Origin of the sequence: Flintibacter sp. HCN-6482 (genome assembly GCF_037892565.1) — a bacterium.
In the GTDB taxonomy this organism is placed as follows: domain Bacteria; phylum Bacillota; class Clostridia; order Oscillospirales; family Oscillospiraceae; genus Lawsonibacter; species Lawsonibacter aceti.
The window spans coordinates 374,153-385,888 of sequence record NZ_JBBKBK010000003.1; the positions used below are offsets into that span (position 1 = coordinate 374,153).

Genomic DNA, 11,736 nt, shown 5'->3' on the forward strand with positions numbered 1-11,736 from the left:
CCCATACGGGGATTTTTCTGGACTGGACAGGGCTATAAACTGCCGGAGAGGATGCTTTCCATGGCCTCCGCCGCCTGCCGCTGCGCCGCCGTGGTCACGTGGGCATAGGTATCCAGGGTAAATCCGGCACTGTAGTGCCCCAGCATGCCAGAGACGGTTTTTATGTCCACCCCGTTCTGCAGGGCCAGAGTAGCGAAGGTGTGCCTCAGATCATGGAATCTAACTCTTGGAAGTCCCGCCCGCTTCAGCACCCGGTGGAGCATGTGGAGCACGCTGTCTGGAGACATGGGGCCGCCCGTGGGGCCGGGAAACACCCAAGGGCTTGACCCGACTTTCTTTTTCTGTTGATTCAGAACGTCTACCGTATCCCTTGCCAAGGGCAGGGTGCGGTAGGCGTTTTTTGTTTTCAGAGGTGCCTCCACTACCTCGCCATTGATTCGTGCTATTTGCCGTTTAACCCGGAGACCGCCCCGTTCCAGATCAAGGTCCTCCCACTTCAGGCCGAGCAATTCACCTCTCCGCAATCCGGTGGCCAGCTCTACGTAGTAGAGCTCGAATACACCGCTTTCCTTCGCCTCCCGCAGGAAGGACGCCAGCTGCTCCACCGGGAGAGTTTTCATCTCTTTGTGCTCGACCTTGGGCAGGGCGCAGCCCTCTGTGGGATCTGCAGCGATGAGCCTCTGCTCCCTGGCCAGCTTCATCGCCGAGGCGATGATCTGGTGGAGATTCCGTACGGTCTTAGGGCTCAGGCCCTTACTCTGTTTCTTGCTCTCAATTCGGTCCACTCGGCCGCTGCTCAGCAGCTTTTTGTAGAACTTCTGTAACTCCAGAGAGGTGAGCTTGCACAGTGGGATTTTTCCGATGCTGGGCTTAATGTGGTTGTCGATGTAACCCCGGTAGGTCTGGTGGGAGGAGGGACGAACCTTCACCTTGGCGTAATTTTCGAACCATACGTCCATCCACTCTCCCACGGTGTACTGCTTTGCCTTTACCGGGTCGACCTGCTTGGCTTCCTCAATGGCCTGCTTCAGCTTGGCTCTGGCCTCCGCCTGGGTCCGGCCCAGGACGTTCCGATAGATGGCCTTTCCCGTCTCCGGGTCGTGTCCGGCGGTGTACCGGCCCTCCCAGCGGCCGTCCTTGCGCTTGCGGAGGTTGCCCTCCCCGTTGGCTCTGCGCTTTGCCATGTTGTATCGCCTCCTTTGCAACGACACAACATACCACAGAAAACAGAAATAGCCAGGGGCACGGCGCAGAGTTATCAAACAATTCACATTTCTTGGTTTCTGTCCTTTTTTTGTTGAGCATCGCATTTTCCGGCTCCAGGGAGAGCCTCTATCTTTGTTTCATGCGGTGCAATTTTTGAGGGGGCGTCCAGTCTGAAAAGGGTGTCTCTCGTAGCGGAGAAGACTCGTGTGACCCCTGTTTTTTCGTTGCGACAGTAGCCTCTTGGGAATCGTGACCGCAAACGTAATCCCCGCCTGCTGTTTTTGACCCCACTTTTGATACACCGGAAACTCCCCGTAACTGCCCGCACTGCGGGCAGATGTGACTGGCCGGAGGCGCCAACGGCGACCCCGGCCTTTATCCTGCTATATTTTTCGTCCTCCGAAAAGGGGCCGGGAGGGAGAAAACCCCCGGTCCAAAACGGCCGGGAACAACGGCCCACGTTGGCCTGGGCTTGTCTGGGAGGGGTAGGGACTCTGCCCCTCCCGTAATCGAGGCACACAACGGTGCACACGGCCAAACAGGGGCTGTTCTCGTATTTGTTCTCACTCCATTTGACGCAAGGTGATTTCTCTTTGTCAACAGCATCGCAATCCCGGTGATCGACAGAGCCGCTTTTCTTCTCTCTGTCTTCGGCCCCTGGCCGCAAAGTGGGTCCGGGCTTCTGCCCGGAAACCGCGTTGGCTGCCGCTCGCGGCAAGCCAGACGCTCTGCTTGCCCCACCCAAAGGTGGGTAAAATCGTCCCACCGCTTGGTACGGACAACGGTCGTAGGTGATATTCTGCATGGATGTGAGCTGGCCATTGATTTGTTTTTGTTCCAGAATTAAACGCCCCATTCTCAACGAAATGTCCGAGGTCGGATGGATGTTCATGAGGGTGAAAATTCACTCCCAGAGAAATATGTAGAACTCTATAAGGGCCATTCATTGATTCTGCAGGCAGCTATTTTGCAGGAGGAAAATCTTTACATCATGAGATACTGCCTCATATTGCATCAAGTGCGGTCCTGCGGTATTGCTGCTCTAAGGTCGCTAGCTTTAGGCAGGTACAGAATGCTTTCGCCGCCAAACGTACTTCTTCCAAGGGGGGATAAGAGGGGGCAATCCGAATGTGACGGTCATTCGGGTCATGGCCATAGGGGTATGTAGCGCCTGCATCCGTTAAGATAAGACCAATTTCCCGACACAGCTCTACGGTACGCTTTGCACAGCCCGGTTTTGTGTATAGACCGATGAAATATCCACCCTTCGGCCGAGTCCAGGAGGCAAGATCATGCGGGGCAAGCTGCTGTTCAAACTCCTCTAGAAATGCTTCAAATTTGGGACGAAGGATCTCGCCGTGCTGCCGCATCAGGGACAGAGTATGGTCCCGATCCTGTAAAAAGTGGACTTGACGCAGTTGATTGACCTTGTCATAGCTGATCATCTGGGGTTCCATCAGCTGAGTAAAATAATGGATGTTGTTCTCGCTGGCGGCCATAACTGCCATTCCCGCTCCAGGTAGTGTAATCTTAGAGGTAGAAGCAAATTCAACGACCAGGTCCGGATTCCCCTTCTGGGCACACAGATGTAAAATTTCCGGAATTGGCTGGGCATCTCCTTGGAGAGCAAGGATCAGGTATGCGTTGTCCCACATCACCACAAAATCAGGGGCAGCTGGCCGAAGGGATGCGATCTCCTCGATGACCTGATTGGAATATATGATGCCATCTGGGTTAGAGTATTTTGGGACACACCATATACCCTTGACCGTTGGATCGGATGCCCACTGCCGCACAGCGTTCATATCAGGTCCCTCGTCTGTCATGGGAATGGGGACCAACTTCATGCCAAAGGCTTGTGTGATTCGGAAGTGCCGGTCATATCCCGGCGCAGGACACAGGAACTTGACCGCTTCTAGCTGTCCCCATGGCTTTTCGCTGTGAAGTAATCCATGGCTCCATGCCTTGGCAATCAGGTCGTACATCATGGTCAGGCTGGAGCTTCCCCCAACAAAACACTGAGAGGGATCCACCTCCAGCAACTCCGCCCAATAGCGTCTGGCACTGGGCATCCCCTGGATTTCTCCATAGTTGCGGGCGTCTATGCCGTCTTCTATACATTGGTCAAAATCCAGAATAGAAAATGACCCACGTGATAATTCCAGTTGTTCCTTTGATGGTTTTCCTCGTGCCATATTCAGAGACAGGCCTTTTTTCTTCCAGCATAAAAATTCTTCCATTGTTTGGTGGTACGATTCTCCCAACTCTTCAGGAGACAGCTGTACAGTATTCATGGGATCCCTCCATTTTATTCGATTATTTATGGATATTGAGATTCCTTATAGCATGTTTGGAAGCTCCTGGCCAAGCTCCTGGACCAGCTCGATCAATTTTTGTGTGCCATAGGACATATATTTTTGTGTCAAATAGCTGACGTAAATCTGATCGCTGTAGTCCAGAGGGAAGAGCAACAGTTCTTCCTTCTGCAGTATCTGAGTCTGCAGGTAGGGGTATAGAAACACCTTGGGACACACCAAGATGCCCATTCCCTTCATACACAGGCCTAAGACAATATTGATGTTGCGGGACTCTACGATCACGTTGGGAATCATATGGACCCGGGCGCAACAATGTTGGAAGATGGAACCCACATACAGGTCCCTTTGAATGGACAGGAAGGGGCAGGGCTCCAGATCTTTTAGGGTTACCCGCTCCGGGGCCTGAACAAGCTGACCCCAGCGCTGGGGTAGGTAATCCTTTAAAATCGTCTTAGGGGCCAGGATTACATATTCCTCCTTCCAGGCCTTTTGAGCCGTAATCTGGAGCGGGTCCTTGGGCGCGAACCCGATGATCAAATCCGCTTTTCCTTCATGAAGGGCCTGCTCCAGCTGTGCGGAGCTCGCCTCCAGCAGATGGATCTTTAAATTTGGGTATTCCGCCTGAAAGCGGGGCAGCAAAATGGGAAGATAGATTGCGCCGCGCCCCTGAGTGATTCCAAGTGTGAGCTCACTGCTCTTGCAGTCCTTGATGTCCTGCAGCTCACGCTTCAGGTCGTCCAGAGAGATCTGAAACTGCTTGGCATAGCGCAGCAGGCACAGGCCCGCAGGGGTCAGTGTCATGGGAGGTGTGCGGTCAAACAGCTCTACCCCCAGACTGTCCTCCAGACGTGCAATGTGATTGCTGAGAGACTGCTGGGCGATATACAGCCTCTTCGCGGCACGTGTAAAATTCATCTCCTCTGCCGCCACCAAAAAATACTCTAAATTCAAAAGATTCATCCATCCCACCCGCCTGCTTTCTAAGGATGAAAGAATTATATGACCCTCGCTCCATCCTTGTCAATCGGCGGAAAATTTGTGCCAAGTTCCCCACAAAAATCGTAAAACAATAGCTGCTCGATTTCCTCGGGTGCCTGAGTCTGAGCCAGGATCCACATGAGCTTTGTGAGCAGTGCCTCCTTGGAAATGACAGAGGAGCACAGGGCGCCGTGCTCCAGGGCGGCCTGCCCTGCCTCATATACCGTCATGTCACACCGCCCGCGGCTACACTGGGTGGTCACTACCACCAGGATCCCCCGCCGGTGCAGCTGGGTGATGCGCTCCAGCAGGCCGTTCTCTCCCGACGGAATCCCACCCAGTCCAAAGCCTTCCAGCACCACGATGGGATAGTGTCCAAGGGTGGCCAGCTCTAAGAGCGCGCCGTCCATTCCTGGCGTGATTTTCAAAAACAGCACCCTGCTGTCCAGACTACGCCGCCAGGTCAGGCTGGTTCGGACATCACGGTGGGGCGGCGCGGTGATTTGCAGCGCCCCATGGCGGATACGCCCCACCGGGGTGCCGCCGCAGCTCTCAAAGGCGTGAAGTTCGCTGGTGCTCACCTTGCTGACACAGCATCCGTTGAATACCGTGCCGTCAAATGTCAGAAGCACTCCGCCAAGATTGCATCGGCAGGCGGTGCAGATGGCGTCGGCTAGGTTGCGCGGGGCGTCGCTCTCCGGCTGCCCCGCCGGGTGCTGTGATCCGGTAAATACTACGGGGATCCCGATCCCAAGCGTCATAAAGCTGACCGCAGAGGCGGAGTAGGCCATAGTGTCGGTCCCGTGGAGGACCACGATCCCGTCATATTCCAGCCAATGATCAAAGATCGCGTCAGCGATGGAGAGCCAATCTCGCGGCTCCATATTGGTGCTGTCCTTGTTTAAAAGGGGCTGCACCCTCAGGCGCGCATACTCGCGCACCTGAGGCACATACTCCAGCAACGCCTCGCCGCTGAGCGTGGGGGTGTAGCCGTTTGCTCCCTCAGTGCAGGCGATCGTCCCCCCTGTGGTCAGCAATAGGATGTTCTTCACAGCGCTTCCTCCTTTCCCTGCTGCCTGAGCGATTCCCTCCCAGGTGAGATATGCGGTATTGGTCCGGCCTTTACAGGATCTCGGCCATATCCACATCGAACTCCGGTCCATCCATCTCTGCGTGCTCCCCCAGCAGATAGCGATAGGCCTCCACCATCAGATCGATGCGGGGGGTGGGTACCCCATACTTTTTTCCTAAGCGGCTCACAGCCAAATAGCCATAGGGCACGTCCTCTGTTAAGAAGCGGTGATAGGGGGTCTTGGGGAGCTTGACCGATTTCAAACTGGGATTATTGAGGCCCAGGTCCTTGATGTTGTCATAGTTCACATTCCAGGCCGCGTTCATCAGCTCCAAAATTGTTTTGGGCTCACCGCCGATGGCCTTGGTAACAGCGCAGCGCTCTGCATCCGCCGCCATAGTGAAGTCCAGCAGAATCGGCGGGAGGCACTCCCCGTAGAACTGGGCGTCCTCGCCGTTGGCCATCCGGGTAATATTGAACAGGCAGAAGGGGACATGTACAGGCGGATTCGTGTTGTTCATGGAGGTGTCCAACACATTCTTTACAGGATAAAATTCCGGGAAGGCCTGCTTCAGCTCCTCCACCACCGCAGGAGCCGCCGTGCCTGGGATAGTGGCAAAGCTCATGCTCTTCTTCGAGGGCTTCATCATTGTGGTGGCGGGGTAGGTCAGGGTGGGAGAGGCGGCCATGTTTCCGCTGGTCTCCCCGATGATCACATGCTTGGCCTTCACCTCATCCCGTAGCACGCTGTAGAACTCATAGGCGCCCCAATTTCCAGTAAAGATCACGATTCGCTGGCCCTCCTGCAGGTGGCCCCTCAGCAGCTGGGCCATGGGCTTGTGCCCCTTCGAGGTGGTGGTCACCACCAGAAATTTGGCCCCGTCCACCGCCTGTGCGATGTCCGTTGTGGCCTGCACCTTAAAGTTTCCTTCCAGCGCGCCGGACACGGTAATGCCGTGTTCGTTCGCAGCGCGTGCTTTTTCCGCATCTCTGGTAAAGCCGGTGACCTCATACCCTCGCTGGGTCAGCAGAGCGGCTGTGTTGTGTCCAATTTTTCCAAGACCAAGAACTGCAATTTTCATAGCGCATACCTCTTTTCATAATCAACAACGTTGAAATATTATTCCCCCATCCACCCATGAGGATGGATGGGGGAAGGGGAGTTTAGCGGACCAGCCGTTCCTCCGGAGAGCAGGTCAAAATTTCAATTCCATCCTTTCGAACAACCACAGTGTCCGAGTGACGGGTGGAGCCCCAGCCGGCAAATACCAGGCCGGGCTCTACAGTGACCACCATTCCCTCCTCTAGGACCAGGCTGCTGTCCTTGGAAAGGGAGGGGAACTCGTGAAGGCTCAGACCCAGGCCGTGGCCGATACGCCCGGGCAGATAGTCACCGAAACCCGCCTCGATATATGGTGCAACACCGGCAGCATACACGTCGGATACCGCCACACCGGCCTTCATCATCTGGAACACATTCTGGCGCCCGGCAAGCATCGCGTCATACGCCCTCTCGTACCGCTCCGGGATCTTGCCGATCATAACAGTGCGCTCATTTTCAGAGTGATAGCCGTCGATCGCGGCCCAGCAAACAGGCAAACACACCTCACCCTCCTGAGGGACACGATTGCTTGGGCACTCGCAGCCATAGGGCACCCGGTAGCCGGAGTTGGAATAGCACCACAGGGCAGTGACGATGCCTCCCTCGGTATTGCCGAAACTGCTGATTTCAAACTCGCTGAGCTCCTTTGCCCAGGTCTCCCGCATAGCGATCTCGGCGGCAATGCTCGCCTCGGCCTCGCTCTTGCGAATATTGGCAAGGGCCGCCTCCATGCCCACGTTGGTCAGATAGGAGGACAGACGTAGCAGGTTGATCTCGTACTCGTCTTTGATATTGCGGGAGCGTTTGAGGAAATCAGAGACATCCACCATCTTGGTCGCCTGGGTGATATCCTGCAGCTTCTGATACTGGGACAGGGAGATAAAGTCGCCCTCATAGCCCAGAACCTTCCCCTTCATTCTCAAGTCAGAAACGATGATATCAATGGCGGAGTAGGCGTCGTTGGCTATTGGCTTCTGATTGGCCCACATGCCAAACAGTCTAATATCCTCAATGGCAGCCTCATCTGCGGAGTGGCGGGCGCGAAGGCTATGAACTAGAAGGACCGCATTACCCTCCTGGGGAATGACAACCACAACAGGGTGGCTGTACAAAATGGGGTTAAAGCCAGACAGGAAGAAGGTATTCTGGGGCTTGAAGCAGATGATGCCATCGATTCCCTGCTCAGCCATGGCCTTCTGCATTTTGATGACCTTTTCCCGGTAGAGCTGCTTGCGGTCGTACTGTTTGAGCTGTTCCTTGATTTCATTGATCGTCATAGTGAAAACCTCCTTAATGATATACAATGATAGCGTTTATAGCATAAAGCTGACACCCGGCCCCAGGGGAATCTGGAACACGAACCAGATAATGAACTGGATCATATAGCAGGCCAGGAAAGTCAGGGAATAGGGGAGCATGTTGGAAATCAGGGTCCCAAATCCAAAATCCTTGTCATACTTTTTACACAGGGAAAGCAGCATGGCAAAATAGGCGTAGGCCGGGGTGATGGGGTCACTGGCCGCATCACCTACCCGGAAGCACATCTGGGTCACCGCAGGGTGATAACCCAGCAGCATGAACATGGGGACAAATACTGAGGACATCAGGCCCCACTTGGCAGAGGCACTGCCCACAAACAAGTTCAAGAACGCACACAGGAGAATGAATAGCAACATGATGGCCAGCGGCGGTAAACCAGAGGACTCCAGCAGTTCCGCACCCTTGATGGCCAGAATGGTAGCTAGATTAGACCACTCAAAGTAGGCCAAAAATTGGGCGATCACAAAGCATAGGGCCACGAAAGGACCCATGTCCACCATGGCATTGCCCATAGCATCCACCAAATCATTGCTGGTTTTAAAGTGGCCACTTCTGAATCCGTAGGCCACACCGGGGATAAAGAACAGCAGTGCAATAAAGAAGGGGAGACCTTGCATCAGGGGAGCAGCGGCAATTACCAGGCCACCGGTCTCTGGGTCCCGTAGCCATCCGTTACTGGGAATGCACATAACTAGGATGATGGCCAGATACACCAGAACAGCAATCAACGCGGCTCGCAGTCCCCGGTTCTCCTCTGGTGTGAGTTCTGCAATCTGCCGTTCCGTTACCACTACGTTTGGCCGGTTCCGCAGTCTTGGCTCCACTATACGAGTGGTCACAAACAGAGAGGCAGCGGTCAAAATAAAGACCGAGGTCGCCGAGAAAAAATATGTCATAGCCGGGGATGCAGTGAAGTCGGGGTCTAGAGTTTGGGCGGCGGCTACTGTAAAGCTGGCGTTGACTACGTCCATATTGGTCAGCAGCAAATTAGCACAGAAGGCACCAGAGACTGTGGCGTATCCGCACAGGGCGCCGGCCACCGCTGGCTTACCCATAGAGGCGAATAGAGCAGATCCAAGAATGGGCATCACTACATAGCCAGTCCCGCCGGCGGCATCAGCTAACACAGCAACAAAGGTAAAAACCAGCAGCACCCGCAAATCAGAGCCTTTGGAGCTTTCTACCACCTTCTGCAGTACCACACGGAATAGACCGGACCGCTCACAGATCCCCACGCCGAACATGCATACCAGTACGGGCCCCAGAACAGAGAGGGTCTGGAAGTTACTGACCATGCTGGTCAGCATCCGGACAATCCCTTCTCTGGATAGTAAGTTGTAGGGTACTACTACCTCGCCAGTCGCGGGATTAACCGCTGTCACTCTGGCGGCAGTACAGACCCAAGAGAGAACGATGACAAGAATTGCAAACCAGACAAAAAATACCATAGGGTTGGGGATTTTATTTCCAATTTTTTCTACTCTCTCATAAAACCCTAGCGTGCTTTTTTTCTTCACATGAAACAACCTCCCGTTTCACTATCTGTTGATTTTGCAGCGCTTCCCTCTTTTTTTCTTTCATAATCATGGGCCCGATGGAATTATTATCATACAAGGGCCCCAATCTGTCCAACACCACTTTTTCTTTGTATCAACAGGTCTAGTCCTGTGATTTATTAAAATATAGACGGGTTTTTGCAATCAAATTTGTCAAAATAGACAATTTCTGTGGAGGCGGCATAGCTCTTGTGCGGGGGAAAATCGTTTCTCCTAAATGAATCCTCCCACAACTCGGTATGCAGTGTTTAAAGCATATCGTCTCTTATTGCGAACAAATCGACCTGGCGGTGGAGCAGTTCGGAGCCAGCTATTCCATCTTTGCGGTCGATTCTGTCTACCGCAACACTGTCGCATTGTGGCCCACTGTTATGGTACAGTAGATCACACTATTATTGGAAATGTGGTGGAGTATGACATTCCTCCGCTAAAGGCTTATTGTGTCAGAAGGAATCTCAGTGAATGACCCAAGATCTGACCCAGAACCGGAAAAACTGGGTCGGAACAGAGAAAATATAACCTCCGGGTTTGGGCCCATTTTAGGCCCAAAAACGCCCGGAAAGCGTTGAACCGCAGCAGATGGACAAACCAACAGCAGCTCATAACCCGGAGGTCGGAGGTTCAAGTCCTCCTCCCGCAACCAGAAATCCGCTGGAATCATCTGATTCCAGCGGATTATTTTTGCTTTCTGCGACTTTTTTATGAGCTTTATTTTTGGCTTTCAAATCTGACCTAGGTTCCGGCCCATACGGAAATTTGGAGTGTTCAGGGTGGACCCGGCAGAGAGGTGCCCCAGCATCCCGGACACCGTTTTTCATATCTACCCCGTTTTGCGGGGCCAGGGTAGCGAAGATATACCGGAGATCATGGAACCTGACTTCTGGGTAGTCCTGCCCGTTTCAGCACCCGGTGGAGCATGTGCAGGACGCTGTCTGGAGAGATGGGACCGTCTGTGGTACTAGGGAACACCCAGGGGCCTTCCCCGACTTTCTTTTTCTGCTGATTCAGAATGTCTACCATATCCTTTTCCAGAGGCAGGGTGCGGTAGGCGTTTTTTGTTTTGAGTGGGGCCTGCACCACCTCTCCATTAATATGGGCAATTTGCCGCCGTATCCGGAGGTCGCCCTGTTCCAAGTCAAGGTCCTCCCACCTTCAGACCTAGAAGTTCACCTCTCCGTACTCCGGGGGCCAACTCCATGAGTAGAGTTCGAACACACCGATGTCCCTTGCCTTCCGCAGAAAGTAGCCCAGCTGCTCCACCGGGGGGGTGTCATCTCCCTGTACTTCCCCTTGGGCATGGCGCAACTCTAGGCTGGACCAGCGAAAGTTGATTCCAACTCTTTTGTCAGCTTCATAGCTGAGGTAATAATCTGGTGGAGGTTTCTGACCGTCTTGGCATGGCTGGCTTTTGCTCTTGCCCCGATTCACTCGGCCGCTGTTTAGCAGCCTCTTGCGGAACTTCTGTAGCTCTAAAGAGGCGAGCTTGCCCAAGCGAGATCTTCCTAATGTTTATCTTGATGTAGTTGTCAATATAGCCCCGGTCTCCAGGGGTCGGCTGGCGGTGTACTGTCCCTCCCAACGGCCATCCTTCCGTTTCTGGAGATTGCCCTTCCTGTCGGCTCCGTGTTTTCCCATGTTGTTCCATCTCCTTTGTAACGACACACAATACCAAGGAAACGGGAAATAGACGGGAAATGGCGCAGAGTCATCAAACGATTCAAATTTTTGGGTTTTCGCACATTCTCTTTGTTAAACGTCGCTCTTTTGATCCCAGGGAGAACTTTTATCTTTGATTAGGCGGCGCAATTTTGGGGATGAGGTGTCCAGTCCGAAAAAGGTATCTCTTATAGAAAAGGACAGACAGATTCCCCTGCTTTTTCTTTGTGACAGTAGGTGTCCGGGGGATGACGATCGCAGAAGTGATATCACAGGCCAAATTTTGCCCCCGCTTTTGATACACTGTGAAAGCTCTCGTAACTGCCTGCACTGCGAGCAGAAGTAGTTCCTGCGGTGGCCGTCTGAGAACCTGCCTTTATACTGCACTTTTTTCAACCCCACGGTTCGTCCTGCCGTTTGTCAAATTGGCAAGGCCGCCGGATACTGTGCGCCGGCTATGTTCTTTTTGACACAGTTACATTTGAGACGCAAAGGGAAAAGTGCAGTTTGTCGTTCTAAAATGTCTTT

8 protein-coding genes are annotated in these 11,736 nt (G+C 53.6%); all 8 read right to left on the reverse strand.

The genetic code is table 11. The annotated features are described in order from the left end of the window. Nucleotides 1-32: 32 nt before the first annotated feature. The gene (locus WKS99_RS11410) at nucleotides 33-1,184 is read right to left on the reverse strand and encodes a tyrosine-type recombinase/integrase (protein ID WP_262670012.1); all 1,152 of its coding nucleotides are present in this window, start codon (nucleotides 1,182-1,184) and stop codon (nucleotides 33-35) included. A 1,026-nt stretch (nucleotides 1,185-2,210) separates the two neighbouring features. Next, a complete protein-coding gene (locus WKS99_RS11415) occupies nucleotides 2,211-3,500 on the reverse strand; it encodes an aminotransferase class I/II-fold pyridoxal phosphate-dependent enzyme (RefSeq protein ID WP_340406031.1) in 1,290 nt (429 codons plus the stop codon). Between the two features lie 45 nt (nucleotides 3,501-3,545). Further along, nucleotides 3,546-4,484: a LysR family transcriptional regulator gene (locus WKS99_RS11420; RefSeq protein ID WP_340406033.1), complete on the reverse strand. Its 939-nt coding sequence runs from the start codon at nucleotides 4,482-4,484 to the stop codon at nucleotides 3,546-3,548. A 35-nt stretch (nucleotides 4,485-4,519) separates the two neighbouring features. After that, a complete protein-coding gene (locus tag WKS99_RS11425) occupies nucleotides 4,520-5,554 on the reverse strand; it encodes an asparaginase (RefSeq protein ID WP_340406035.1) in 1,035 nt (344 codons plus the stop codon). Nucleotides 5,555-5,624: 70 nt separating this feature from the next. Then, nucleotides 5,625-6,656, reverse strand: a complete 1,032-nt coding sequence (locus tag WKS99_RS11430) for an NAD/NADP-dependent octopine/nopaline dehydrogenase family protein (RefSeq protein WP_262670016.1) — start codon at nucleotides 6,654-6,656, stop codon at nucleotides 5,625-5,627. An 82-nt stretch (nucleotides 6,657-6,738) separates the two neighbouring features. Beyond that, entirely contained in the window at nucleotides 6,739-7,953 is a 1,215-nt protein-coding gene (locus WKS99_RS11435) for a M24 family metallopeptidase (RefSeq protein WP_262670017.1), read from the reverse strand. Between the two features lie 36 nt (nucleotides 7,954-7,989). Beyond that, nucleotides 7,990-9,513, reverse strand: coding sequence for an AbgT family transporter (locus WKS99_RS11440; RefSeq protein ID WP_340406039.1), 1,524 nt, complete (start codon nucleotides 9,511-9,513; stop codon nucleotides 7,990-7,992). A gap of 903 nt (nucleotides 9,514-10,416) precedes the next feature. Next, the gene (locus tag WKS99_RS11445; RefSeq protein ID WP_340406041.1) at nucleotides 10,417-10,686 is read right to left on the reverse strand and encodes a hypothetical protein; all 270 of its coding nucleotides are present in this window, start codon (nucleotides 10,684-10,686) and stop codon (nucleotides 10,417-10,419) included. Between the last annotated feature and the right edge of the window lie 1,050 nt (nucleotides 10,687-11,736).

Coding starts and splice junctions, on each gene's coding strand:
- WKS99_RS11410 (WP_262670012.1), bottom strand. CDS start 1,184: ATGGCAAAGCGCAGAGCCAACGGGGAGGGCAACCTCCGCAAGCGCAAG.
- WKS99_RS11415 (WP_340406031.1), bottom strand. CDS start 3,500: ATGAATACTGTACAGCTGTCTCCTGAAGAGTTGGGAGAATCGTACCAC.
- WKS99_RS11420 (WP_340406033.1), bottom strand. CDS start 4,484: ATGAATCTTTTGAATTTAGAGTATTTTTTGGTGGCGGCAGAGGAGATG.
- WKS99_RS11430 (WP_262670016.1), bottom strand. CDS start 6,656: ATGAAAATTGCAGTTCTTGGTCTTGGAAAAATTGGACACAACACAGCC.
- WKS99_RS11435 (WP_262670017.1), bottom strand. CDS start 7,953: ATGACGATCAATGAAATCAAGGAACAGCTCAAACAGTACGACCGCAAG.